Source organism: Anabaena sphaerica FACHB-251 (assembly GCF_014696825.1).
Taxonomy (GTDB): Bacteria; Cyanobacteriota; Cyanobacteriia; order Cyanobacteriales; family Nostocaceae; genus RDYJ01.
The window spans coordinates 284,123-309,665 of record NZ_JACJQU010000003.1 but is presented as its reverse complement, the minus strand read 5'-3'; the positions used below and the strand labels follow the sequence as shown (position 1 = coordinate 309,665).

Sequence of the window (25,543 nt, the reverse complement as noted above, 5' to 3'; positions counted from 1 at the left end):
CATATCAACATAATTTTAGACTCCGGTAAATTTCTTGAAATGCCGGTTCATGAGGGCAGATTTCATAAGCCCAACGTCCTAGTTGTAACATTAATTGTGGGTCATGCAAACGCTCTTCTTTAATACCCTTAACTAACATATCTAGAAAAAAATCAGCTACAATATAGCGAATTCTATCACGCGTAGAAAGTTTAGCTTTACTAAGCATTTCCTCATACTTTTGAGTTTGGAACAGCCGATTAATCTCTTTTAGTTCCTGGGAAAGCTCAACGTTTTCTATCATATCAATGACAATAGGATTACTACTATCAATATTTTTAAGTTCTTGGAGTTTTCCTAAAGCTTGGATTAAGGAAATTTGCTCATCAAGAAGTTGTTGTCTGATGTCTTCTGATTTGTACTCAGCAAAATAACTTCTAGCCGATTTACTATCTACAATATCATACCAAAACTCAGCAAATTCTAAATTTTCTTTAAATTCTGATATGGCTTGACGCTGCAAACCACAAAGTCTGTCAATTTCTTGTTGCCAATTCTGATTATATTTAATTTCTGCCTTTGCTGACTGCAAGGTAATAATTGCTTTGCGCCATTCTTGTTGTTGTAGCTGATAACAACCTTCATGATAAGCGACAAAATTCTGAGCAAATTTTTCAATTTCAAGAGTTGGGTTGGTTACGGGTTTTATTTGAATCGCTCTGGGGCTATCTCCTTCTAAACAAGCGGCTACAGCTAATCCCCAAGAAGTATAAAGGGAACTGAGGATTTTTTGACTAGAATGTATTTTATCTCCTAGATTATTTTGCCATTGTGAAAGAAATTGACGATAACAACCAGGAGTGATAAATACATCATTGATTTGCATTCCTGAGTTGGCTGGTTCTCCCATAAACCTGAGAGAGACTAATTCCCATCGATAGAGATCGCGCAAATTTAAATAATCTTCAAGATTGATATTTTTTATATTCTCAATTGCTGCTTCTAAACGCCGTTTTAATTCTAAAGATACAGAATTAAAATCGACAGCTTTATTTACCAGCCAAGGAACATCTTTCAGGCTAGAATCTGCGGTTAAATTTGCTAAGGATGTAGATAAAGCAATAATTAAATCAAACAGTTGCTCAGGATTACTTTGAGTATGATAATATGTTGCTATTGTCCAATTATGTAATGTGGTCATGTTAGGATTAAGAATCCAGCTATTTTTAGTGTGATTGGCAATATTTGTCCAGTCTGAATTTTCCCAAACTGCGGCTTCTATACTGGGTTCAATATATTCCGTCAGATTGCCTTCTACCAAAGCATTAGCACCAAATTTTTGAATAAATTTTCTACTTGCTGTTTGAGCTTGTTCTAAATTTTTTGCATTCACTAATTGTTCAATATTTTGCAAAGATAGTAAACGTTGATGTTGAGAAATACGTTTAAGAATTTCTCGCTGTTCAGTGATAGCTAAGGCAGATACTACTTGCCATTCCCGATATGCTGACTGTAAATTTCCTTGTTGAGCTAATGCAAACCCCCGGAGATAAGCTGCTTGTTCTCCTGATAAATTCTGTAAATGAGATAGTGCATTTGCCCAATCTTGCATTTTAATAGCTACCAAACCTAAGCGAATTTGGCAATCTGTAGGATTTTGTAACAGGGATTTTGCACTTTCATATAAAGATTGAGCTACTGGGAAATCACCAGCTTTTTCGGCTGCTAAACCTTGAAAAAATAATTCTTGGGCTTTAACTTTTGATTTGAGTTTTTGGAGTAAATCAAATCCGTCAGTGCGAGGAAAATTACTCAAAGCAGAATCTAAGAGAGCGATCGCTACCCGTAACTTACCTTTAGATTCAGCTTGCTGTGCTTTTTGGAGGGCAGAGTTATAAATTTCTTCCTGGAAAACTTGGGTTTGAGCATCGGAAATAGCTTGTTTTATAGTTCCAGTAGGGTATAATGTTTCCGCATATTTGTAAATAGCGATCGCATTTTTAAAAAAAAGATTCTCGGCTTGGGATTTTGCCTGTGTTAATAATAATTGAAATTGTTGTCGCTGTTTTAAGACCTGTTTGCATTCTTCAATTACTTGTGATATTGACTCATCAGAGATGATTTGGGTATGGAGACGATAAAGAGCGATCGCACTGGTGAGAAATCGAGTTTCTAAAGGATCACCAGGATCATCTTTTAGAATTACTTGGGCTTGAGCAGCAAGTTTATCTGCTTGGGCAACTTTTTTACGCCATTCTACTAGTTGTTGTTCCAGCGTGTCTACCAGATTACCAATTAATAATTTACCAAGTAAACGTTCCCAAAGACTGGTTTTTTTTGCCCAAAGATTCAATGCCGTTTCCGCAGTGGTGACAGCTTCTCGTAGTTGCTTTTTTTGGGCTTGTTGTGCGGCTTTCTGACTTGCTTCCTTTAGGCTATCAAGGATACTCATAAATTCTTCTCCTGACACTTGGGAACCTTTAACTTTTCTCCCACATCGATAAAGTAGTTTCGCCGATTTGCTAGGCGGGGATTAGCTTGTGCTATGCTTCTCCAAGCACTGGCCTTTCCGCAAATTTTTTCAGCAATTAAACCCAAGTTATCTCCCGGTTGAACAATATATATATTTGCCTCTTGGGTATTTGTTTCAGTGCTATTAACTATTGTTGAATTAGGAGCATAAATAGCTGCATTATATTGACCTTTGATGAGGATAAAACTGCCTACTGCTCCCAAGCCAATGCCGATAATTAGCATCAACAAAGCTACTAACAAACTCCAATTACTAATTTTTTTTTGGATTGATGTTTTTTCTACCGGGGCTAACTCTTGGAGTGTGCGAATCAGAGAAAGGTCAGTATCACAATTAGGGCAAGTTTTACCCTCAATTTCTTTATATCCACATACAGGACAGTTAAGTTTCATATTCATCGTGTTAGTCCTGTAACAATACTATTACTGGGTAAGTTTTGAGTGAGCCAATGTTGTACCTCTGGTTGCAGTTCAATTAACAAACGTTCGGCTTCACTGATATCACCATGTTTTATTGCCATCAACAGCCGAGAGAGTTTATCAGACAACGCATTTGCTGCGGTAGGTGCTATTACTCTGGCTTGTTGAATTGCCAGAATACAAGCTTGAATTACCTGTACTTCTTCAGGTAGTTTATTCAGTTCCCGTCTAGCTTCTTCAGCATGATACTGCATCCCAGAAAAGTTATTAGTGTCAATCGCAGATTGCAATTCTTCACTTAGATTTTGCAATCGTTCTTGCTGTGGCTTGAGAAGCATAAAATCACAAAGTTTCAGAATGCGATCGCATTCAGTTACTAAAGATTCAGCTTCTAGCCGTTCTGAAGACATATTGATTTGAAATTTTTTCAAGTTTTCTCCAGCAATATCCCGTAAATCGCTGCGTTCTTCTCCTGTGATAGGATTAATAATTTGGTTGGCTGACTGCACAACTGGTACTGCTAATTTGAGGGCTTCTTCCACACCAAATGCAGTTAAATTTTGATGATTGATTTCTTCTATTGCTGCCTCTAATTCCTGATATATTTTCTCATCCGCACGACCACGAGAAAAAATACAACTCACCCTGACATAAGGGTCATTTTTCAAAGTTGCTGTCATTCGCAAATCGTTGTTTTGTTCATCCAACTCTAAATTCACTTGAATTTCCGTTCCCGCTGGATACTTTTCATCTAAACCTAACCACATTTCCCCAATTCTTTCATCATCTTTGACACCATCTAATTGTTCTTTAACTTTATCCGGACTGAAGAACTGAAAATGAATCAGCCTTTGTCCTTCAGCCACTGTTTTAAAAGTGTAAAATGGTGTCGTTACTGGCAAAATATCACCCTGGCTAATTACTTTATATTTGCCATCAGCTAATTGAATAAAATAATCACGGGATACCGTTGTGACTTTATCTGTTTGTCCAGCTGCCACAATAGCTGCACCTTCAGCCACTGCATACATCGGCCTCTGATGCACCACAACTTTATTAGCACCAAAAGCCTGTTTAAGTTTGCTTTGTACCAGAGGAATTTGGGAAGAACCGCCCACCAACAGGACCACATCTACCATTTCTGGTTGATATTCAGCATATTCTAAAGCTTGGCGGCAAATTTGCAGCGATCGCTCTACAAAATCATTAATCATCCCTTCAAATTGTTCGCGGGTGATTTCTACCTCAATGGGAATAGCTATTCCCAACTCATCTAGTAATTGAGTAACAGGAATAATCCGCGCCACTGTAGAACTACTTAATTCAACCTTTGCCCTTTCTACCGCAATCTTCAAATCAGCATGAAAGCGCACCCGTTGATAATAGGGCATTTTGGCAATTAAGCCTTCAATATCACTGATTTTTTCTTGCTGTGCCACTTGCTCTTTTACAAACTTAATCAGCCGTGAGTCGATGTCATCCCCTCCCAGCCACAAATCTCCCGCTTTCCCCTGTTCAATAAATGAAGTTCCACCTGCGGTAATTACTGAAGCGTCAAAAGTGCCACCGCCAAAGTCATAGACTAAAATCGTCTTCACATCGTCGCTATTAGGTGAAAACCCGTAGGATATAGCTGCGGCCGTTGGTTCTGGCAACAGTTCCAAGGGTGTAATTCCGGCTTTCAGCGCCGCAGTGCGGGTGGCGTAGCGTTGTTTATCATTAAAATAGGCAGGAATGGTAATTACAGCTTGGTCTATTATCTCCCCAGCCTTACCAATCGCTTGAAAATACGCCTGGGCATTCTGCACCACTTTTTTGAGAATTTCCGCCGAAATATCCTCTGGTTGGTATTCTTGACCTCCTACCCACACCGCAATACTGTTGTTTGTTCCCTGAGTCGGTTGGGCAATTTTATAACCAAATTCCGATTTTTGTTTCTGCACCGCTGAGTCACCAAAACCCCTACCCATCAGGCGTTTGATGGAAATAATTACATTTTCTGGGTCATGGCGTAGCTGGTTGTAAGCTTGATCTCCTACCAAAAATTTACCTTGGTCTTCAGCAACCACAGAACGAGTGAGTTTCCGTTCTGGGGGCGTATTATCGTTGGCTGTCACTACTTCTACTTCTACCAATTTAAAAGCAGCGACCGAGTTAGTCGTTCCTAAATCAATACCAATTGCCTTGACCATTGCTGAAATTTTAACCTGTGATGTAAATTTTTTGACGATTTAGGTAGACTGCCACTTGATAACCCGAAATTTGAGAGGAGGAGCTAATTACCAATTATGATTAATACATATCACTTGAGAATATACTACCGAAAATTTACGGAAATTACGTAAGTAGTTACAAAATTTAATCTTCCTAAAATTATACTTGCAATTTTCAGAATTACCCAGGTTTCCAACTTCTTAAAGAATTCGGAGGTCTATCTCTTGACAAATGGCAATTTCCATAAATTAATAAAATTAAAATCTCTATTTTCTTGTGGTAATCCCAGTTGTATAGCTCCTGGAAATCGCGGATAATAACGAGTTTGGAAAAGCATATCCCATATAGTCAAAAGACTGGAATAATTACTATTAGTAGCTTGGATAAGTTGCGAATGATGGGCGCGATGGTAATTTGGTGTGACAATCACATAGCTGAGAAATTTATCCCATTTTAAAGGCAACGCCAAATTACTATGATGAAATACTAATGATATTGCAAATAGAGATTCATAAATTAATAAATAACTGGTTTGAATCCCAAAAATGTAAATTAAAAGAAATTTTGGAAAATTAGATACAATAACTTCAATTGTATGAAAGCGGTATGCTGTTGATATATTTATCCAACAGTCTGTGTGATGCACCAAATGGAAGCGCCAGCCTAACTGCCAATTATGTAAAAATCGATGCCAAGCATACATATATAAATCAAGTAAGAGAAAAGATAAAATCAAGCTTACCCAGGGTAAATTTATGTCATGAAAAAATCCTAGCCATAGCTTCTGTTGCCAAACCCATTTTAAAAACCATGCTATAGTCAAATTCACCGCTAAAGCATTGATTAAACCTAAAATCAAATTAGTAGAAAATATTTTTAGCCCACTTTGTCGATATTGAAAAAATGGGAAAACAGTTTCTAATATCCCAAATAAAGCTATGCTGAAAAAAATAACAAGTGATTTATATTCCATTTTTATATTTAACCTTATATTTCTGGCATTGACGGATCAATTTTTTCTCTCCATTCATGAATCCCACCCTTAACATTTGTACCTTCAATTCCTGCCTTTTTTAACAATTCTAGAGCTTTGTTAGACCTTTTACCAACAGCACAATAAGTAATTAATCTATTTCCTGTTATCAGTGCTTGAATTTTATTAATTCCCCTACCCTGTTCAATCTCTGTTAGCGGTACAAATATTGCTCCTGGTATGTGGGTATATTCATATTCTTCAAGACTACGAACATCAATCAATAGCAACTTAGGGTCTTTATTATCTATTAATTGCCTCAGTTCTTGGACAGTAATTTGTGGTGTATTAGCAGCCCGAACTGCATCACCTAAAACGGGTATCCCACACAAGTTTGTTAAGGGAATACCAGCTTGAATCAACGGTTTAAGTAGATGAGGATTGTAGATAACAACAGCCATCAAGATACCATTTGTAATTCCTAACCATAGCAATAAGCGAGGGATTAATTTTAAATTCAATATCGGTTTGTTAGTTTTCAACATATCATTAATTTACAGTAGAATTCAGGAGTCAGGAGTAAAACTGGATTTGTGTATAATTTTCAATTTAGATTTTGTACATCATTGATCTGCAATCTGGCGTATCTTATTAGCAATTTACTTAACTTCTGTAGTTCCTGCGCGACATATAGGAAAACCTTTTTTTAAAATAGATTGTGGGGGAATAATATTACCAGATTGTTCGTTCTTACATAAAATGGCAATGGTTGTAATTTCTGATTTATTAGCAGCAGGAATCTTAAAAACTGCCCCAATAAAACTTCTACTATCTTGTTTCTTTGTAATTCCATAACTATAAGATACACCATTTGTAGCTGTAGTTGAATAGTCATAATCAGGATTCTCAAATTGTATCCCACTTTTTAATTCTTCTATGGAATTAGCAAATTTTTTGTGCTTTAAAAAATATTCTTCTTGAATACGGTTGATAACATAAACATGATATTTTGCCATGAAGGATATTGCTAGTCTTGTACGACCCTGACTTACAGTATATTGTAACGCTATCATAGATAAAACACTAATAACAATCATGACTATTAGGCTTTGAATTAGATATTGAATTAATTTTGTTGAATATTTTATTTTCATAGTTGTTGTTGTTTGATTTTACAAGATAATTTTACAAGATAACTTTACTTAACTTCCATAGTTCCCATAGCACAGGTAGGAACACCATTTTTTAAAATAGGTTGCGGGGGAATAATATTACCAGGTTTATCGTTAATACATAAAATTGATACTGTGGTAATTTCTTCTTGTTGGGAAGCAGGAACAACAAACACACCACCAACAACACTTTTTACAGGCTTTTTATCAAACCAATTATTCTCTATATATTCTATTTTGGCAATTCCATAACTAAACGCAGTATTTGTAGAAGCTTTTGTAGAATAACGATAATAATTGGTTTCTTCCCTAATACCAATACCTAATTGATTTACAGAATTAGAAAATTTACTGTCTTCTGATTCCAAAAAATAAGCTTGTTGTCCACGGTTCATAGAACCGACATAAGTCTTTACTTCTGATGTTTTGGATTTATTCGCACAATTTACAAAAGATGGTAAGGCTATAGCAGATAAAATTCCAATAACAATCATTACTACCAAGAGTTCAATTATCGTAAACCCATGATCATGATTCTTTTTGATGAGATGTGGGATTAATTTGGTCGAATATTGTACTTTCATAATTCTCTTACTATTATGTTAGGTGGATTTATCTTTTAACTTGTGTCGTTCCTGCACCACAGGTAGCAATACCATTTTTAAAACTTGGTTGAGAGGGAATAAAATTACCCGGTTGATCCTTGACACATAAAATTGAGATAGTTTTAATTTCTGGTTTTTCCAAAATGGGGTTTGGGGAGATAGTAATAATTCCTGTAGTTGTGACAATTTTGGTATTTAAATCTTTCGCATCAGGGAGAATAAATACACCACCAATATAACTTTTAAAAGTTTCCGTTCTAGCAATTCCATAATGATATGCAGAATCTTTAGCTAATTTAATTGAATAGTTATATTTATCAGTCTGAGTCGCAATACCTAAACCCAGTTCTTCTACTGAGGCGGAAAATTTTTTCTTTTCAAAAAAGTATGCTTCTTGTCCACGATTGATAGAATTAACATATATTTTACCTTCTAATAATTTTACTCCTGGGCTAGTTTGGACAATAAATGATGGTAATGCCATAGCAGCCAAAATGGTAATTACTATTAAAACTAATATCAGTTCTAACGCAGTCATTCCTTGATCGTTGTTCTTGAAGATGTAATGTTGTATCATATTATTTGAATATTGTAATTTCATAATTTTTGCTATTTGTTGGTAGATTTATTTAATAGTAGTCCCGATAGCACAGGTAGGAACGCCATTTTTTAAAATGGGTTGAGGAGGAATAATCATACCGATTTTTTCACTTACACATACAACTGATAAAGTTGTTTTTTCTGATTTTTTGGCATTAGAAATGACAAACACACCCCCAATAACACTCTTTAATGGTTTTTTATTAAACCAACCATCCTCTACATATTCTCTTCTGGCTATGCCATAATTAAACACAGCATTTGTTGTTACTTTCGTATAATAACTGTAATTTGTTGTTTTCTCTGGAATCCCAACACCTAATTTACTCCATGAGTTAGAAAACTTACCATCAGATTCTATAAAGTATGATTGTTGAGCGCGGTTCATTGCACTTAAATAGCTTTTTGCTTCTGATACTATAGCCCTTGGACTTCTGCAAATAAAAGATGGTATTGCTATTGCTGATAAAATGCCAATAATGGTGATAATAACGAGTATTTCTACTAAAGTAATTCCCTGATTTTTATTTTTTAGCACCAGATAATTAAATAATTGATTGTTCATAATTTTTTACCCTAGAGATATTTTCCTAGTTCTGTTGTACCTGCACCACAACTTATTATTCCCTGTTGAAAAATTGGATCTTTGGGTTTTATGTTTCCAGGGGCAATATTTTTACATATAATTGCTATGCTTGTGGCTTTGTTAGTGGTTGATTTGGGTATTAAAAATACACCACCTACATAACTATGTATATTTGGATGATTGTTATTTAATGAACCTTCTTTGGTTTCATGCGGTATCGCATAACTGAAAGCATAATTTGTATTTTTTTTGATAGAGAATGTATAATTATTGGTTTTTTTGCTGGTAGGTAAATTTATTTGCAGTTGATTTAATGATTCGGCAAATTTACTTTGATAAGTAAAGTATTCTATCTGTTTTGTATTAATTTGTAAGATAAATTTTTTTACATCATTTTTTGGATTTATTTTTGCAAATAAAGTAGGCATTCCACATACCAAAGTTGATAAAATCAATATGAATACTAAACCTATAGTGTCCCAGTAAGTCCAGCCTTGATTTTTATTTTTGATAAGTAGATTGTTGAAAAAAATAGTTAGTTTTTTATTCATATAAATTATAAATGTGAGTGAATATTACTGAATAATTCTAGTTGCAGAAGGACAACTAGCAACACCATTTTTATAAACTGGATCTGGTGGTTGAATATGACCCTTAATGTTATTTCGACATAAAATAGATATGCTTTGTATTTCTTGATTATTCCCAGATTTAACTAAAAAAACAGCACCTACAAAACTGGTTACTGGTGGTTTATCAAACCAACCTCTAGGGTTAGCGATCGCATACTGAAAGCTTGCTTTTTGCGTTGCTTTGATAGAGTATGTATATACTTGAGTTTTTTCTGGAATACCTGTTTCTAATGGTGAGATAGATTGGGCAAATTTACCATGATCATCATAAAAGTAAGTTTGCGCTTTGTTCAAGGAACTAACATAAACTTTTCCTTCTGCTGTTCTAGCTTTGCTGCTACTATCTAACAGATAGGGAAGATTGAATGCAATTAGGCAAAGAACACCGACAAAAAATAATACTAGCAGTCCTGTCCAACCGTGATGATGACGTTGTTGTAGCAGATGTTGATACAACTTAACCTTGTAAGATAATTGCATATATTTTCTTGGCTATGCAAACAGAGTTTTCTTTCTTCTACAACACGGCTTGCAAGATTTTCGGAAAGTTCTCTTAGAGGTTGTTTTAAAAGTATTACAGCACTTTCCGGTGTAATGAGGTACACTATTGGCGGGCAAGACTTGTACTGAGCTTGTCGAAGTATGCCCACCCCACAAGATTTTCGACATCCTCTTATATAGATCCCCAATTTCTTCGAGATTCTTGGACAAGTGGGGGATCTATCCCAACTTCTCAAATAAATCTGCCAACACCACATTAGAAAACAAAAACCCATCGGGATCAGTTAAACGCAACCTTCCCCCCCCAACTTCCACCCAACCTTGATGAAAATAAGGGTGCAAACATTGTTGAATTTCCTCTACCTTTGCTGATCCAAACTTCTGGGATAACACCGTTAAACTCAAACCTTCAGCTAAACGCAACCCCAACATTAAAGTTTCTAACAATTCTTCTTCCAAGGGTGTGATTTCACAATCAATCATTGCGCCATTTTCCAACCATTCGTAATATTCGTGAGTTTTCCGGGGACGGGTAAAGCGTTTACCTTGCACATAACTGGCCGCACCCATACCGAAACCGTAATAAGATAGATTTTGCCAATAAACTCGATTATGTCTACACTGATGTCCGCTTTTGGCATAGTTGGAAATTTCATAATGTTCATAACCTGCACGAGTTAAGACTTTTTGCCCTAGTCGGTACATTTTGACAGTGGTTTCATCTGTCGGTAGGGGATTATCTCCTGGTTTGTAATAACGACCAAAAGCTGTACCTGGTTCTATGGTTAAATCATAAATAGAGATATGAGTGGGGGCTATTTCTACCGCTTTAGTTAGGGAATCTTGCCACTGATCTAAAGACTGATGTGGCAACCCGGAAATTAGGTCTAAGCTAAATTCGGGTATCTCGACTTGGTGAATTAAATCAATAGCTGCAAAAATATCTTCAACTGAGTGCGATCGCCCGGCAATTTTTAGTAATTCATCTTGAAAAGCTTGTACACCCAAACTCACCCGGTTCACACCTGCACTGCGATAACCTGCGATATGTGCCAAGTCAAATGTACCGGGGTCCATTTCCATTGAAATTTCTGCCCCCTTAGCAATGCCAAAACGCCTCTCTAGAGATGTTAATAAACATTGCAACTGTTCTGTAGATAGCAGCGAAGGTGTACCACCACCAAAGAAAATGGTTTTTAGGGGTTGACTAAATGCTGGTGAAATGCTGATTTCGTGACAAAGTGCCTCAACATATTGGGAAATCGTACCAGAAGTTCCACCCCGCAAGCGGTAGCTTGGCTCGCCGTAGGCATCGCCCACCACAAACACAGGAAAATCACAATAAAAACAACGCCGCCGACAAAAGGGAATATGCACATAAGCAGCACTGGGAACTTGAATAGCAATATGGTGGTTACTCATTTTGACCAAGAATTAAATTAATTTCATGTTTCATGAACAATTAGAAATAATTAAAATGCGTAGATTCTTTACAAGTTTTGATCTTTTGATAACAAAAATAAGAATAATTTGGCGGGGAAAACACTTTGGTTATAATGTTTGCATATATTGTCTTAACTGCCGAAACCCTTAGCGTAAGTCTATATTTATGAATCAATCTAACCGTTGAAAGAAAAAATACCTTACTTTACTGGGTAAACACAGTTGTAGGAAAACAACACTATCATGCTTGATTTCATTATCATCCTCTCATTTATTTTGGCAGCATCGGGAATAGGTTACTTTAGCACCGATTTACTCCCCCCCGGAAGTCTCAACGGTGTCACCAACCTAGACGCATTGCGGTTAGTCGTTGCTGTCTTTGCTGCGATCATCGGTGGTGCAATTGGTTTAAGCTTTCAAACCACCTACCGCCGCTTAGAAGCACAAGTTAAAGAAATGCCTCTAGAAGTCATTTTAACTCGTGCTATTGGCTTAGTAATTGGGCTATTACTCGCCAATTTAATGTTAGCCCCGCTATTTTTACTACCCATTCCCCCAGATTTCAGCTTTATTAAACCTCTAGTGGCAGTTGTCGGTAGTATCATACTTTCCGTGACCGGCATGAATTTGGCCGATACTCACGGACGGGGTTTATTACGGTTAATTAACCCCAACACTGTGGAAACTTTGGTAGTGGAAGGAACTCTCAAACCTGCTAACACCAAAGTTTTAGACACCAGCTGCATTATTGATGGTCGCATTGAAGCACTGCTAGAAACTGGATTTCTCGAAGGAGTAATACTTGTCCCGCAGTTTGTTTTACAGGAACTCCAACAGGTAGCAGACGCGAGTAAGGATATCAAGCGAGTTAGGGGAAGACGCGGTTTAGAAATTCTCAACCGCATTAAGGAAACTTACCCGGAACGGATTTTAATTAATCCAGCAGACTACGAAGATATTACCACAGTTGATGCGAAATTGGTAAAGTTTGCCCAAGAAATTAATGGTACGCTGTTAACTAATGACTACAATTTATCCAAAGTTGCTAGTGTGCAGAAAGTGCCGGTTTTGAATGTCAATGATTTGGTAAATGCGGTTCGTCCTAGTTATTTACCTGGGGATAATATTGATTTAAAAATTCTCAAGGAAGGTAAAGAACCAACTCAAGGTATTGGTTATCTTGATGATGGAACTATGGTTGTTGTTGAGGAAGGTAGCGGTTTTGTTGGTGCTGAATTGCGGGTCATCGTCACCAGTGCTTTACAAACCTCAGCAGGTAGAATGATTTTTGCTAAACCTCAAGCTTCCGCATTAGCATAAGGTCAATGGTGGGAAAAATAGCTGTTTCCAAATCCCTGATTTATTGATGAAGTCGGGGATTTTGTTGTTTTTACAAGACTTTTAGATCCCCCTAAATCCCCCTTCAAAAGGGGGACTTTGAGGAATTTAGCACCTCTTGTTTTGACAATGACAATACTTATAGTTCCCCCTAAATCACTCTTAAAAAGGGGTAATTTGAGGAATTTAGCCCCCCTTTTTAAGAAGATGTTTTAAAAGTTTTGAATGTATAAATAAACCCCTCTCCAAACCTCTCCCCGACGCGGGGAGAGGCTTTGAAACCCCCATTCCCTCGTAGGGAAGGGGGGAAGGGGGGTTAGGTTGCTGAAGATTATTGGTTTCATCTAATACTTTTCAAACAACCTCTAAGGGGGGTTGGGGGGATCAGTGTGATATAGCAATTACCATTCAAATGAGGTACAAGCTGTAATAATTAAACGCAGATGATTTTGTACTTCACCAGACTAGGAAACGCTATACTACAAGCAAAAACTTTTGAAATAACTTCTTATATCTGTACTCCTGGTAAGTTGAGTTGTAATGAGTCTGCGTTTTTTTGTTTGGTTGTTTTTTTTCGGGTTGCTGTTTTTTGATTTACGGTTTTTGCGTTATTTTCTCTGATGCGTTCTAATAGCACTGCTGCGGGTTCGTCGTTGGGGTTCTGGGGTACGAGTTCTCCTTTAAATGCTTTTGATAATATTGCTTGGTTGAGTTGTTCAAGTTGGGTTTTTGCTTGTTCAGTTTGGCTAATAGTTGTTCAACAATAGTTTTAGTTGCTGTTTCATCTGTCACTGTTTCCAACTCATTGAATAATTGTTTAAAAGTGATATTCGGTGAAACAACTACAGGTTTCATCGTTGAAACTGGCGCTATAGCTGCATACAAATTCACCGCATCAAATATTTGAAATACTTCTTTTTCAATTTCATCACAACGTCGGGTAGCCCTTCCTAACATTTGTTCGTATAAAATACGAGAATTAACCCGACGAATAAAGACTAAATTAGAAATTTTGGGAACATCAATTCCCGTTGTTAATAAATCTACAGTTACCGCAATTTTTGGGTTTACTTCGTTTCTGAATTTGCGAATTAGTTCTAATGGTTTATCAGATTTTCCAGTAATTTTGATAATCGCATCATCATCAATACTATCATATTTTTCAGCAAAAGCTTGTTTAAGTTTATCAACAACCATATCCGCATGATCATCTTTCACACAGAAAATCAAAGTTTTTGCATCTAAATAAGGATCGATATTCTCCGCTAAATATTCACACACCACCCGGTTAAAATCTTCAGTGATAACTTGACGGTTAAACTGTTCTATCTCAATTTTCACCTCATCGGGTGCGTTTGTTAAATCTACTGTTCCGGTTTTCGGGTCAAAATATTCTATCTCTTCCCCAGCATTCCAAACAATTCCATCTTCTGCTAAAGCTGTAATAATAGAATGGGGCGGTTCATGGTCTATTAACCAACCATCAATTACTGCTTCTCGATAACCATAAGTATATACTGGTTGTCCGAAAATCTCCGTTGTATGTAAAGCCGGAGTTGCAGTTAAACCGATTTTCACCGCATCAAAATGATCCAAAACACGGCGATATTTTGAGATATAATCATTATAGTCTCTAAAGGTCAATTCCGAATCACTTAATTCTCGGTCTAATAAATAGCCGCGATGACATTCATCGACAATAATACAATCATATTGATCTGCGGTGGGAATTGATGTATTATCACCAGGATAAAGGATACGTTTCACAAAAGCTTGCACCGTAGCAATTTGAACTTTAGTATCCCTATCCGGGGTCGAATCTCCTAATTCTTTAATATCAAAAATATCGGCAAATGTTTGTAAATTCTCCATCCGAGACTCTTTGAAAGCATTTGTCGTTTGTTCTCCCAAAGCAGTGCGGTCTACTAAAAACAAAACCCGACGAAAACGTTTAGTTTTCAAAAGTCGATAAACCAAAGCAATACAGGTTTTAGTTTTCCCTGTTCCCGTCGCCATTGCAATTAATATTTCTCGGACATCTGCTGATAATAAACGAGATTCAACGGCTTGAATAGCTTGAATTTGATAATCACGCAATTTTAAGTTATAGTTAAATCCTGATGTTGCTAATTTCTGATTTGCTGCATCTATATCTAGGTTGAAAATATCAATTAAACCCGCAGGACTTAACCAAGTATTTAAAGGACGACGCAAATTATCAGGACGACGTAAATCACAAAACCAAATTCCGCTTTTAGTTCGCAGTTGTTGTAAAAAATCTCGCCCATTAGTTGCAAACACAAACGGGACTTTATACTCACCCCAATTACCTGCTAAAACTTCATCACTTTGAATTTTATAACTCCGACTATAACGTTTTGCTTGGTCAACTGCACTATAAACATCTTGACTCTGGCGTTTAGCTTCAACAACTGCAACTATTTGCAGTCCAATAAATAAAGCATAGTCCGCCCTACCATCTATCGTTGGCCATTCAGAAATAGCTAAATTTTTACCTTTTTGGGGACGAGTTCCATTGTGATAAGTCAGTTGTTCTGAGTCCACCTCCCAACCAGCATTTCGCAACTGACTATCTATCAAACGTCGCGTTTCTCGTTCATCTAAATCAATTTTTTCAGCGGCTTGTTGTGCTTGTTGAATAGTAGCTTGAATAGTTTGTGCAGACTGGTTAACAGCTTTAACTTGCCTCTCTAATAGCCTCTCTAATGCTGCTTTTTGGGCTTGTGCTTCCTCTGCTTTCCCTGCAAGTTGCCGCCCCTGTGCTGCTTGTTCTGCGGTTATTTGTGCCATTTCTGCCGCTGTTCGAGTTGCTGCTAATTCTTCCCGCAACTTCGCTAGTTCGGTTTTCAAAGCTTGAGTTTCAACTTTTGGGTCTGGAGGTGGGACAAAAACACCAGGATGAAAGTCTTTATTTTTAGTCCTGACTCGATGAAACCAAATACCCAAATGATAAGCATATTTAAGATGACTCAAAGCTGTACGTTGGTCATTTATTAATGCGTGAGTTGCATCATTTCCAGCTAACCGCAATTTATCAAACAATTCAAAAACTTTACCTTGCAAAATACCCCTATCTCGCAACCGTCGCAGTAAGTCTATTTGTCGTTCGTCATCTATATATAGACCCAAATTAGCAGCAATAATTTGCGCTAAAAGTTCGCCAAACTGTCGCAATTTTATTAAACACGTGTTGGGGTCATCAGTAAAATAACGTTCTGCTAATTCACCTAGTCTAGCCAGTTGGGGGTCATGAACTGCTAGAAATGCGAAGTTTGGCGATGCTGTCACGAGTTTTTTTATTACTTAGGCTGTAAGTAATTTTAGCTTTTATGGTAGTCTTTAGTCAATTAATGCCAAATTGATAAGTAAGTGGGCGTTAAAAAATATAATATAAACCTAACCCCCCAACCCCCTTCCCTGCTAGGGAAGGGGGAGTCAAAGCCTCTCTCCTGGTAGGGGAGAGGTTTGGAGAGAGGTTTTATATTTAATTGTGCCAAATTGATATAAGACGCAGGAAACATAACAATACTTGTCGGTTAAGCTCAAAAAAGTGAAATCACGTAGGTTGGGTTGAGGAACGTTCACGCAGTGTGCCGAAGGCATAACCCAACATTTACAAGGATTTGTTGGGTTTCACTATCGTTCAACCCAACCTACAAAAATTCTTAACCGAACAGTATTGGGAAACATAAGGATTTTATTTAAAAATAATCAAACCGCAAATCACAAGTATTTCTCCATTACATAGTTTGTAAATAACACCCCTCTTCTTTCTACCTGTTGTTCCCTCACTACAGTAAAATCATGCTTTTGAAAAAATGGTTTTGCAGTAATACTAACCTCAGCATAGAGATGTTGATTATTTCGTGCTTTAGCAATATTTTCTATATGTTTTAACAGTTTTGAACCAATACCCTGATTTTGATATTTGCTATGACAATAAAAACAATCAATATGACCATCATTTTCTAATTCTGCAAACCCAACTATTTCATTATTGATTTCAGCAATATAAGGTAATTTGCTTTGTAACCTTGTATGCCAAAATTCATAATCCATCGTTTCCGAAGCCCAAGCTTTGACTTGTTCTTGACTGTAATCACGAATATTGATTTGATGAACTGTATCATAAAACAATTTCATGATCATTTTAGTGTCCGATAATCTATATTCTCTAATTATCATATTCACTTAAGCCTCGTAAATTTCTAATGGTAAATTATCAGGGTCTGGAAAAAAGGTAAACTTCTTACCTGTAATTTCATCAACTCTGATATTTTCAACTTCGATATGATGAGATTTTAAGTAATTCACACTTTCTTGTATATCTTCAACTGCAAAAGCAAGATGTCTTAAACCGCAAGCTTCCGGTTTACTCACTCTTTGGGGAGGGTTGGGAAAGGAGAATAATTCAATTTGCGTATTTCCTACTTTTAAATCTAGTTTATAGGAATTTCTTTCCCTGCGGAATGTTTCGTGAATAATTCCAAAACCGAGAATATCAACATAAAAATGTTTTGATTTTTGGTAATCTGAACAAATAATAGCAACATGATGAACACGGGAAATTTTCATATAGGACTCCTATTTGATTTTTGATAGCTTGCGTGGCGTAGCCATACAAACTCAGTACACCTTATATTCCTTCTTTTCTGTTCCCTGTTCCCTACCTCTACGAGTAAATTCAGGAATCAAACCGGATTCCTATATATAGTAGGTGACAGTTTTTCCGAATTATTTTTAATAAATATCGCCATTAACAAGAGTATTGGGGGTTGACAACTGCTTGAAAATTTGTTATGCTTAAATCGATAAGGAAGAACTATCGCCAAATAAATATAGTCAATAATGACCAGCGAGGGGTCTAGCATTGCTAAACCCCTACTAAATTATTCCCTTAAAATAGTCTTTGACACAATCCTGGTTTTCTTGCGATCGCTCTCCGAGAGTTCTTCCCCGGCTTGCAGACGAGTAGCGGAAGATTGCAACACAGTTGCTGCACCAGTATCACCAATTTGCAAAGCAGTTTTCGCAGCTGTTTGCAACATAGTAACAGCACCAGCGCGATCGCCCTGTTCTAATTTTGCCTCTGCAACCTGAGTTTGGCGATACTTGGCTAATACCAAAATCGACTTTAACACCTGGGGATTGAGGGCAGGTTGGTAAGTCTGAGTAATATTGGCATATATCGGCATCAGGGGAGAAAGCAGCCCTTCTTGGTTGATAGCAGGGTCATCGTATCGGATTTGGATATGTCCAATTACTTGTTTGCCTTCTGGCATCTGTCCCAAGTATATATTTGCCAAAACTACCCGTTCTGCACCTCTCATCAAATCTCCCAAGCGAAAAATAAAGCTACCATTAGCTTCTGTTGCCACTGGTAGCTCAATAGTTTCAGGGGCAACTTGAGCAATAGGTTTGAGTTCTGCTAGTCGCACACCAGGGACTAGAGACAGCAACAAGTGGGCATTAGTTAACCCCACAGACTGAATCCGCTTAAACAAGCGGCTAAATTGGTCTACAGCTTGTTTTGGACTCTCAATATAAGCCAGAGTACCACCACCAGCATCGGCAATTTTTTCCAGTAGGTCTTGGTTCCAGTCATTGCCAAAACCGAAAGTGTTGAGAGTGAGATTTACTCTAGTGGCTTTTTGTGCAAGTTCCAGACAACGTTTGTTGTCATTAGGTCCAATCTCCCACTTCCAAATTTTTAACCCGTTATCACCATGCCCATCTGTAAGTAGAAATGCTTGGGAAACAGCGCCTTTTGTACCTTTGAGTAATTCTGTAATACCCAAAGATAAACCTTCAGCAATGACTGTACCACCACCAGCTTTCAGCTTTTTGTGCAACTGGGTTTTGATGGTTTCCGGGTCTTGAACGATTTGGTTAGGGATAATGACCTCAGAAGTACCCGCAAAAGCCACAATTGAGATGCGGTCGCCAGGCTTGAGTTGATCTAATAATTGTTCTACTGCCTGAATCACCGTGTTCATCGGTTCGCCGTGCATAGAACCGCTTTTATCGAGAATCAGGCACAAATTCAAGGGTAAACTGGGGTCAAGCTCATCGGCAATAGCCGAAATGGAAATTTCTAGCTGACGCTGGTTACTCAATTGAGCCGCGTCAACGTTAGTATCATTTAATGCCGATAGTAATTGAACTTTCATTGAACTTTCATTTAGGAGGAGCATCCTGCAACACAGTTTTTGAGACAATCCTGGTTTTCTTGCGATCGCTTTCGGATAACTCTTCCCCAGCTTGTAAACGAGTGGCCGAAGTTTGCAACACTGTCGCTGCACTTGCATCTCCCATTTGCAAAGCCGTTTTCGCTGCCGTTTGTAGCATTGTTGCCGCCCCAGCGCGATCACCCTGTTGTAATTTCGCTTCGGCTAACTGGGTTTGGCGATACTTGGCTAAAGCTAAAATCGACTGTTGCACTTCGGGATGAGAACTCGGTTGGTAAATGCGCTCCACATTCGTATAAACTGGCATATTCAGGGAAAATAACCCAGTCTGGTTAAGTGCGGGGTCATCGTAGCGGACTTGCACATTAGCGATCGCCTGTTTACCTTCTGGCAACTGTCCCAAATAAATATTAGCCAAAATCACCCGTTCTACATCTTTCATTAAATCTCCCAGCCGTACAGCCAAGCGTCCATCAGCTTCTGCTTGCACTGGTAACTCAATCGTATCCGGGGCAACTTGAGCAATAGGTTTAAGTTCCGCCAAACGCACATTTGGCATCAGTGAAAATAACAGATAAGCGTTAGTCAATCCCACTGTTTGCATCCGAGTAAACAAGCGATTGAACTTATCCACAGCTTGATCAGGCTGTTCAATATGAGACAAATTCCCCAGCCCCGCATCAGCTATTTTTTCTAAAATATCCTGATTCCAATTGTCACCAAATCCTAAACTATTGAGAGTTAAATTATAACTGGCTGCTAATTGGGCGAATTTCAAACAGCGATTGTTATCACCATGTTCATTTTCCCCATCTGTGAGTAGAAATGCTTGAGAAATAGTGTCTTTTTTGCCCTTAGCTAACTCCTCAATCCCCAACCTCAAACCCTCATCAATAGCAGTTCCTCCATCCGCTGTAAGACGATTAATTTGCTGTTTAATGTATTCTCGATCTGCAATCACCTGATTAGGAACCAAGACCTTAGCACGGTGGTCAAAAACCACAATACTCAGCCGATCCTCAGAACTGAGACGGTCAACCAGCAAAGAAGCCGCTCTTTTCACAGTTTCCAGCGATCGGCCATTCATCGAACCACTATGATCGAGAATTAAGCATAAATTTAATGGCACACTGCGATCTAGAGTTTCGCCAATCGCCGAAATCGAAATTGCCAACTGACGTTGACTGCTTGGCTGATGCGCGTCTAAATTAGAATCATTTAGAGTAGGCTGCAAATTAACTTTCATAAGCCGATTTTCCTAAAGAGAATATCTATTTTATAGATAACTCCAAAAGGTAGCATTTGGGCTACGGAAAACAGGAACATCCCAAATATGAAAATTGTCCTCAAACTGGAAATCTGGGACATTAATCCGCGTAGGCAAATTTTGCTTGTGCTGTCATAAAAATGCTCGTCATTAATAATAATATGATTATATTATCATAATAAAATTATATAGGACTTACGCACTGTACAAATTGACCGTCATGTGTTTGAACGAAATTAGGTTGTTTCAGGCTTTGGAGGATGAAATTCAGATCAATAGCGATCGCTAAAAAATTGTCAAAAACCCAGGTTTAAATCCCTGAAACCCATACCCCTTATTTGTTCCTTCCTGTCAATGCGTAAGTCCTATTATATTATTAAGAATTTTGGTTCTTCAGTACCTAATATGCTCTCATCAAGTCCAAAAAATCTCGGAAAGCTTGCTATACATAAGAAACAAGCCATAATTTTGAACATTATTACAAAATATTGCTTCTTGACCCTGTTCCCTCTTTTAGACTTGTGATTTAGCATAACAAGTACGGTAGAACCAGAATTTTAATATTTCAGTTTGTCATGGTGCTGAAATTAAACTTAAATTATAGTTACTGAATGTAATGGTTGTTAACTTGACATTTGCAAAATACACCTGTACAGTTAAAACCATCATAGTGATGCAAAATAATTTGTTTATATGCCAGATCAAGAAATGTTAATAACAATCAACCTTTTATAGATGTTTGTACCATGGAACTGTTCTTGATCAAGCATATATTTATTAAATAAAGGTAATAAATTTTTATGCATTCTTTTCAGGAAATATCGAGTCTAGAATCTGAAATTGTTAATAACGCTCAAGCAAACCTGTCTCAAATACTAAATTCAGAAGCAAATATTCATAAACTAATCTATCACCATGTCAGTGACACAGTGATGGTAAAAGGTAAAGGGATATATCTTTACGATGCAGAAGGAAATCGCTATATTGATTGTGCATCTGCAACCTTTAATTTGTCTTGAGGATATGGTCATTCAGGAGTTCTGCAAGCAGTTCAAGAGCAAGCTGAAAAATTAGTTCATGTCACTTCAACATTTGAAACTGATCCCATTAACACCGTTGTCAGAAAGTTATTAGCAGAAAAAGCAGGAGTTATTATTACTGACGCTTTTGGGGATTCACTTAATAATACACTATGTAATGGATCTCAGTGATAACAATCAACAGTCATGTATTGCCGCCTCAACTTTAGAACTGCATGGGAAGTTGCTAGAGAATATCCATTGGTAGGTTTAACATCAAGTAGGAGATAGTATGATTCTTGCAGGTGATATTGGTGCAACAAATAGCCGCTTGGCAGTGTTTAACGACAACCTTGAAGTCGTCGAACAGCATATTTATAAAAGCCAAGAGTACAAAAGTTTCCAGGATATAGTTCGCAAATTCCTGGAAACTCACAAGTACAGTATTAAAACAGCTTGTTTTGGCATACCTGGTCCAGTCAGGGAGGGTAAATGCAAGTTAACGAATGTACCCTGGGAAGTCGTTGATGCTACTTTACTATCTGAAGTAGTTGGCAGTCCCGTTGCTTTGCTTAACGATGCCGAAGCCAATGCTTATGGGTTGGAAACATTGCGGGATGATGAGTTAGTAACATTGAACGTAGGTAGCAAAATACCGGGGGGGAATCGATCTGTCGTTGCAGTTGGTACTAGCTTAGGAGAAGCTTTGCTTATAGATGTAGAAGGTAGATTGCATGCACTGGGGACAGAAGGTGGTAGCGCCGACTTTGGTCCATTTGATGAATTACAGTGGGAATTGATTCGTTATACCCAACAAAAATACAAACGGGTAAGCTATGAAATAATTCTCGGCGGTCAAGGTTTAGTGCAGATTTATGATTTTCTGCGCGACACTGGGAGCGGAGTTAGTCCCTTATGGCTAGAACAAGAGATGCAGGTTGGAGACAAAGCCGCAGCCATCAATAATGCAGCGCAGGGCGGTCAATGCGAGTTATGTGTGCAAGCACTGGAATTATTCGTATCTATTTTAGCCGCCGAATGTGGAAATGCTGCTGTGAAGTATTTCAGCACAGGGGGTATCTACCTTGGTGGCGGCATGGCCCCCAACATTCTCAAATATCTGCAACTACCCTTATTTGTGGAAAATTTTGTTAATAAAGACAAGATGCGTGAGTTTTTAACAGCTATCCCTGTATATGTAATTCTCAATCAATATACAGCTTTGCAGGGAGCAGCTTGGTATGCAAAAAGAAGTATCTCTGGACACTAATTTATGAAGATGATGGGTTGGGTCATCACAGATAAGTGATGGCACAATCCTTGTTCTTAATAACCCCTAACTCAGAAACTTCATAGACGTGTTAGCCCAATGGAAAAGCAATGTCCACATAATGGGTAACTTCTGATATTGACTGAACACTCCTCGTGTTTTTATCTTTGAACCACTCATTGTATTTAAATAATGGAAATCTGGAATCATAACACAGTCAAGGAAAGTATTATTGATTTTGCCTCTGTCGATACAGAGTTACAGTCAAAAGAGCAAACATTAACTTTCTTAAAAAATGAAAATAGCAGCACCAAAAGCTCAGTTAATCAAGAGGAGATTCGCAGCATAGACCAAGAATATATGAGTTGGGGAGATACAGTTCACTATCAAAAAAACCCAATTATTGTGAGTGGTTGTCAGGGAGGTTTATTATTTGATGAGAATAACAACACCTATCTGGATACAGGGATGTGGCACTCAAGTTGTAATTTTGGGTATCGCAATCCTCAGATTGAATCAGCATTGCTTAAACAAATGACTACACTTCCACAAGCTTGTGGAGATTTTCTACATCGGGAAAAACTATTAATTGCGAAAGAAGTAGTTGATGCTATTTATCAAAGAACCGGGGTAAAAGGTCGCGTATCTTTTAATGTTGGCGGTTCTTTAGTTGTAGAAGATGCCTTAAAAATTGTCCGCAAAAATACCGGAAAAAATAAAGTAGCTGTCATGATGGGAGCGTATCATGGACGTTCTCTCGGCACTCTGTCTATTTCCAGCAGTCATCGTTATCGACAGTATTATAACGAATTTCCAGACCGAGCAATTATGTTTCCCTTTGCCAATTGTTCCCAGTGTTTCTATGAAAAAAACAGAGAAACCTGTGAAATATATTGCGCTCGCATGATCAACAAAGCATTTTCTAATGAATACTATGGTATTGCCAGTTCTAACAGTACAGAGATTGGTGCAATCTTAGTTGAACCTTGTCAAGGCAGAGGTTACACCATTCCACCTAAAGATTTTTATCGTAGCTTTATTGAAGAGGCTAAAGAACGAGGCATTTTAGTAATTGCCGATGAAATTCAAGTCAGTATGTATCGCACAGGTAAGTTATTTGCTTTTGAACATTTTGGTTTTGTCCCAGATATTATTACCCTCAGTAAATCTTTTACTAACGGTTTAAGTCCAGTCAGTCTAGTTTGGGCTAGAGAAGATTTAGTGAATCCAGAAGTGTTTACTCCCGGACACGCGCACAGCAATTTTGCTAATCATCCTTTAGGAACAGCAGCGGCCTTGGGTACTTGGCGTTACATGATGGCTCAAGACTACGAAACATCAGTACCAGAAAAAGGCGCTTACTTTCTGGAAAAACTGCGACAGTTACAAGCACGACATTCCTTTGTTTATAGTGTGGATGGTTTAGGACTGCTGCTGAATATGGTTTTTGCCGATGAACAGGGTATACCATATCAGAACTCTGCACAAATGGCAGCAGCGATCGCCCAAGACAACGACTTTACAAGCCAGGGAAAAAACTGGCGGATGATCCTGCAAACTGGAGGATACGACCTCAACACCCTCAAATTTGCACCATACCTAGATATTACCTATTTAGAAATTGACCTCACCATTGATGTTCTCGATCAAGTATTGAAAAAACTGGGATCAATGCTTTCTAATTCTACAGTCGTATCAGGAGGTGTCAAATAGACCTCTCCGAAAATATGGTAGAGACTTTCCGCCGGAACGTCTCTACAAGGGTTTCAAATCACGCACATTTAATTACCGGAGGTGTCAAATGAAAGCCGCAGTCCTATACGGACCCAATCAAGTAGAAATCCGCGATGTCCCTACACCGAGTCCGACTCAAGGGGGAGAAGTGATTGCAGATGTGGGATTCGTCGGAGTTTGTAAGACAGATCAACAACTAACAGCAGCAGGTTTAGACAAAGAACTGATTCTGGGTCATGAGGTTGTCTGTCAACTCCCCCAAGAACCAGGTTATTTTGCCCTTAACAATGAGATTTCCTGCGGTCAGTGTAGCTATTGCCAAGAAGGACTCACCAGCCACTGCCAGAATTTGCAGGAACTAGGTGTCAACTCTCATGGGGGATACGCCCAGAAGATGTGCGTCCCCAAAAATTCCTTACACCCCTTTGCTTTCGGTAATCCCACCTTGGGAGTGCTAATCGAACCTTTAAGTTGTGCGGTTCGCGGTGTGAACAGAATTTTGGCTGCTGCTAACTTGCTCTCAGTTTCACGACCAAAAATTTTGGTAATTGGCGGTGGAATGTCAGGAGCTTTAATGAGTTACTTGTTAACTAATTCTCTCAACTTTGACGCAGAAATTAAGCTGTACGATATTACAAAAACATCAATTCCTTGGGCGGTGAAATTGGGGATTGAACGAGTAGAAGAACCAGAACAAGATACAGCACATTTAGTCATTGAGTGTTCAGGTTCACCAGGTGGTCTGGCCACAGCCCTGCAAGTGGTACGTAAAGCTGGTATAGTCTGTATCTATGGTGTACCCAAGGCAGGAATTGCTTTACCTATTTCCCCACATGAATTATTTATGCGGGAGATTGCGGTCATCACATCCTTTGCTGGTGCTACAGAGCAGACTATGGGCAAAGCGATCAATTACATTCAGAATGATGAAGCATTCTTTGAGCAATTGTTAGGCCGAGTCATCCCTCTAGAGAAACTTCCCGATGAACTGACATCTTGGAGTCCGCAACCCGGCACACGTACTGTTGTAGATATGGGCGCTTAAAGGA

At 38.1% G+C, this 25,543-nt stretch carries 22 protein-coding genes; 5 read left to right on the top strand and 17 right to left on the bottom strand.

Going from position 1 to position 25,543, the window contains the following annotated elements; translation table 11 throughout:
* Positions 1 to 4 precede the first annotated feature (4 nt).
* The 12 genes from H6G06_RS08365 to hemW form a co-directional block, all read right to left on the bottom strand.
* Complete coding sequence (locus H6G06_RS08365) at positions 5 to 2,431, bottom strand: peptidase M, neutral zinc metallopeptidase site (protein WP_190558969.1); 2,427 nt, start codon at positions 2,429 to 2,431, stop codon at positions 5 to 7.
* Positions 2,428 to 2,910 (bottom strand): LysM peptidoglycan-binding domain-containing protein, encoded by a 483-nt coding sequence (locus H6G06_RS08360; protein WP_190558967.1) that lies wholly within the window; start codon positions 2,908 to 2,910, stop codon positions 2,428 to 2,430. The genes H6G06_RS08365 and H6G06_RS08360 overlap by 4 nt, the downstream gene beginning before the upstream one ends.
* The gene (locus H6G06_RS08355) at positions 2,907 to 5,123 is read right to left on the bottom strand and encodes an Hsp70 family protein (RefSeq protein ID WP_190558965.1); all 2,217 of its coding nucleotides are present in this window, start codon (positions 5,121 to 5,123) and stop codon (positions 2,907 to 2,909) included. Before H6G06_RS08355 ends, H6G06_RS08360 begins: the two co-directional genes overlap by 4 nt.
* Positions 5,124 to 5,362: 239 nt before the next feature.
* On the bottom strand, positions 5,363 to 6,118 hold the full coding sequence (locus H6G06_RS08350; protein WP_190558963.1) for a sterol desaturase family protein: 756 nt from the start codon (positions 6,116 to 6,118) through the stop codon (positions 5,363 to 5,365).
* Between the two features lie 14 nt (positions 6,119 to 6,132).
* A complete protein-coding gene (locus tag H6G06_RS08345) occupies positions 6,133 to 6,663 on the bottom strand; it encodes a rhodanese-like domain-containing protein (protein WP_190558961.1) in 531 nt (176 codons plus the stop codon).
* A 114-nt stretch (positions 6,664 to 6,777) separates the two neighbouring features.
* Positions 6,778 to 7,272 (bottom strand): type IV pilin-like G/H family protein, encoded by a 495-nt coding sequence (locus H6G06_RS08340; RefSeq protein ID WP_190558959.1) that lies wholly within the window; start codon positions 7,270 to 7,272, stop codon positions 6,778 to 6,780.
* Positions 7,273 to 7,316: 44 nt separating this feature from the next.
* Positions 7,317 to 7,874 (bottom strand): type IV pilin-like G/H family protein, encoded by a 558-nt coding sequence (locus tag H6G06_RS08335; RefSeq protein WP_190558957.1) that lies wholly within the window; start codon positions 7,872 to 7,874, stop codon positions 7,317 to 7,319.
* A gap of 28 nt (positions 7,875 to 7,902) precedes the next feature.
* Positions 7,903 to 8,472: a type IV pilin-like G/H family protein gene (locus H6G06_RS08330; RefSeq protein ID WP_190558955.1), complete on the bottom strand. Its 570-nt coding sequence runs from the start codon at positions 8,470 to 8,472 to the stop codon at positions 7,903 to 7,905.
* 48 nt (positions 8,473 to 8,520) lie between these two features.
* Positions 8,521 to 9,060, bottom strand: coding sequence for a type IV pilin-like G/H family protein (locus H6G06_RS08325; RefSeq protein ID WP_190558953.1), 540 nt, complete (start codon positions 9,058 to 9,060; stop codon positions 8,521 to 8,523).
* 11 nt (positions 9,061 to 9,071) lie between these two features.
* Entirely contained in the window at positions 9,072 to 9,632 is a 561-nt protein-coding gene (locus H6G06_RS08320) for a type IV pilin-like G/H family protein (protein ID WP_190558951.1), read from the bottom strand.
* A gap of 24 nt (positions 9,633 to 9,656) precedes the next feature.
* Entirely contained in the window at positions 9,657 to 10,193 is a 537-nt protein-coding gene (locus H6G06_RS08315; protein ID WP_190558949.1) for a type IV pilin-like G/H family protein, read from the bottom strand.
* Between the two features lie 240 nt (positions 10,194 to 10,433).
* Positions 10,434 to 11,636 (bottom strand): radical SAM family heme chaperone HemW, encoded by a 1,203-nt coding sequence (gene hemW, locus H6G06_RS08310; RefSeq protein WP_190558947.1) that lies wholly within the window; start codon positions 11,634 to 11,636, stop codon positions 10,434 to 10,436.
* Positions 11,637 to 11,900: 264 nt separating this feature from the next.
* Between hemW and H6G06_RS08305 the strand changes: the two genes are divergently transcribed.
* Complete coding sequence (locus tag H6G06_RS08305) at positions 11,901 to 12,977, top strand: PIN/TRAM domain-containing protein (protein ID WP_190558945.1); 1,077 nt, start codon at positions 11,901 to 11,903, stop codon at positions 12,975 to 12,977.
* Between the two features lie 645 nt (positions 12,978 to 13,622).
* Here the strand turns inward: H6G06_RS08305 and hsdR are convergent.
* From hsdR to H6G06_RS08280, 5 genes are all read right to left on the bottom strand, one after another.
* The gene (hsdR, locus tag H6G06_RS08300) at positions 13,623 to 16,304 is read right to left on the bottom strand and encodes a type I restriction-modification system endonuclease (RefSeq protein ID WP_190558943.1); all 2,682 of its coding nucleotides are present in this window, start codon (positions 16,302 to 16,304) and stop codon (positions 13,623 to 13,625) included.
* A gap of 435 nt (positions 16,305 to 16,739) precedes the next feature.
* Positions 16,740 to 17,159 (bottom strand): GNAT family N-acetyltransferase, encoded by a 420-nt coding sequence (locus tag H6G06_RS08295; RefSeq protein WP_242039631.1) that lies wholly within the window; start codon positions 17,157 to 17,159, stop codon positions 16,740 to 16,742.
* Between the two features lie 48 nt (positions 17,160 to 17,207).
* On the bottom strand, positions 17,208 to 17,591 hold the full coding sequence (gene gloA2, locus H6G06_RS08290; RefSeq protein WP_190558939.1) for an SMU1112c/YaeR family gloxylase I-like metalloprotein: 384 nt from the start codon (positions 17,589 to 17,591) through the stop codon (positions 17,208 to 17,210).
* A gap of 314 nt (positions 17,592 to 17,905) precedes the next feature.
* Positions 17,906 to 19,186: a vWA domain-containing protein gene (locus H6G06_RS08285; RefSeq protein WP_190558937.1), complete on the bottom strand. Its 1,281-nt coding sequence runs from the start codon at positions 19,184 to 19,186 to the stop codon at positions 17,906 to 17,908.
* Between the two features lie 7 nt (positions 19,187 to 19,193).
* A complete protein-coding gene (locus H6G06_RS08280; protein ID WP_190558935.1) occupies positions 19,194 to 20,450 on the bottom strand; it encodes a vWA domain-containing protein in 1,257 nt (418 codons plus the stop codon).
* An 821-nt stretch (positions 20,451 to 21,271) separates the two neighbouring features.
* Here H6G06_RS08280 and H6G06_RS08275 point away from each other — a divergent pair.
* The 4 genes from H6G06_RS08275 (at position 21,272) to H6G06_RS08260 (ending at position 25,539) form a co-directional block, all read left to right on the top strand.
* Positions 21,272 to 21,490, top strand: coding sequence for a hypothetical protein (locus tag H6G06_RS08275; protein ID WP_190558933.1), 219 nt, complete (start codon positions 21,272 to 21,274; stop codon positions 21,488 to 21,490).
* Positions 21,491 to 21,782: 292 nt separating this feature from the next.
* Entirely contained in the window at positions 21,783 to 22,760 is a 978-nt protein-coding gene (gene glk / locus H6G06_RS08270) for a glucokinase (protein ID WP_190558931.1), read from the top strand.
* Between the two features lie 192 nt (positions 22,761 to 22,952).
* Positions 22,953 to 24,473, top strand: a complete 1,521-nt coding sequence (locus H6G06_RS08265; protein WP_190558929.1) for an aspartate aminotransferase family protein — start codon at positions 22,953 to 22,955, stop codon at positions 24,471 to 24,473.
* Positions 24,474 to 24,561: 88 nt separating this feature from the next.
* A complete protein-coding gene (locus H6G06_RS08260) occupies positions 24,562 to 25,539 on the top strand; it encodes an alcohol dehydrogenase catalytic domain-containing protein (RefSeq protein ID WP_190558927.1) in 978 nt (325 codons plus the stop codon).
* Positions 25,540 to 25,543: the final 4 nt, after the last annotated feature.